Genomic DNA, 1609 nt, shown 5'->3' with positions numbered 1-1609 from the left:
ATGGAGACGGTTTCATAAGAAATCGAAAAATCCAGACCGGCAACCTGCATTTTCTTCGAAATCTTATTGTTTGATTCTCGAAATGTAATGCAACGGCTGGTAGCCAATAAAACTGCTATGGCCAAGAGTATTGAAATTGTAAAACGCTTCATTATCAACATATAAAAATTTTTCTGTTAAGTAATTCGAGAGGACAACCTTCCTCCGAACCATGAGTTTCCACATTGGAATTTACAGGCCCTTTGCCATTTCAAAATGCTTCGGCAAAAAACAAATATACCCCTCTTGAATCAGGAGTAATACTGAAATCCAAGCGGATATTGGTTTTGTCATTTTTGTTGAATTGATATCTTAAGCCGGTTCCAAGAGCCGGATGGATTTCCCTTAACAAATTATCCTTTTTTCCGGCATATACCCTGCCGGCTGATAGGAAACCCACCACACCCCATCTTGATGTTATGGATCTGCGAATTTCTGACTGAATAAGGAGCAAGTGATTGTCCCTAAATCTGCCCTGATAGTAGCCTCTATGTAAATAAGGGCCACCCAAAGTAGGCAAACTCCGAAAAGGAACTTCTCCTAGTGAATACTGGGCCAAAAATTGATTAGCCCAGATAGTCTTTTCGTTCAAACTGGTAAAGGTTCTTACATCGAGTTTATTGATGATAAAGTTTATATTCCTTTCTTCCATTATACCCATACCAAATTGGCTACTGAATTCCATGTACTTCCCTTTGGTGGGAGATAGGATCTGATCCCTGCTATCGGATAGAATGGATGGCCCCAAGCCAAAGAAACGATAGCCTTCACTGATTCCCAATGCACCTGATTTCAGTTCAGCAGGTAATAAATTTGAATCACCGGGCCAAAGATTTAGAAATTGTGTGTTCAAGCCCACAAAAATATTTTTGTAGGTTTTGAAAAAAGCTTTGTTCTCGAAGGTAAATGCAGTAAAATCATACAAAAACCTGTTGTCCTCCTGCGTTTGGTTACCTATTCCATAGAAATACTCAGGAAATCTTCTGAAATCGAAACCGCCATCCAGGAACATCTTTTCATTTTTCAGGTAGGCCTGCCAGGGTAAGATAAAGATGCGTTGTTTGTTTTGGGTATAGACCGCAAAAAACCTGACGTTGGATTTTCTTTCCGTGCCCTGGGCAACCCAACTGAGATAGGCAAATCCCTCAAAAGCAAATTTTGTTTCAGGGGTGTAATAGATGATGGGATATGCTTTGAGGTTTGGTTTATGGTTGAAAGCTATCGAGGAGCTGTCCTGCATTGTTGCTGTACTGTCGGTCAAAGAGAAAAATAAAACAAAACTTAATAAATACAGTCCCATCATCCTAAACACCTGAATACTTAAACCTCGATTTTTAAATCTAATTTTACATCATCCGAAAGCACCAGACTATATCCACCAACACCAAAATCCCTTCTGTTCAATGTCCCCGAAATCAACAGGCTTGTTTTACCGCCATTTTCCTTGGAAGTAACCATCAGTTCGATGCTTTTTTGAACCCCCTTGATGGTTATCAAGCCTGTTATCTTCATTTCATTTGCACCGGTTTTCTTGACAGATGTAGACTCAAAGGCGATTTGCCCGAACTTT

Annotated in this window: 2 protein-coding genes; both read right to left on the bottom strand. The window is 39.8% G+C overall.

The window, feature by feature from the left end; translation table 11 throughout:
- Window positions 1-250 precede the first annotated feature (250 nt).
- Window positions 251-1279 carry a hypothetical protein gene (locus ACEW8O_RS09185; RefSeq protein ID WP_373494330.1) on the bottom strand — a complete coding sequence of 343 codons (1029 nt, stop codon included), beginning with the start codon at window positions 1277-1279 and terminating at the stop codon, window positions 251-253.
- Window positions 1280-1359: 80 nt separating this feature from the next.
- The coding region (locus tag ACEW8O_RS09180; RefSeq protein ID WP_373494329.1) for a YceI family protein at window positions 1360-1609 on the bottom strand (250 nt) is incomplete at its 5' end.

Source organism: Aquiflexum sp., assembly GCF_041749095.1.
GTDB lineage: Bacteria > Bacteroidota > Bacteroidia > Cytophagales > Cyclobacteriaceae > Aquiflexum.
Note: the sequence above shows the minus strand (reverse complement) of the source record. Positions and strands in the feature narration are given on the sequence as shown.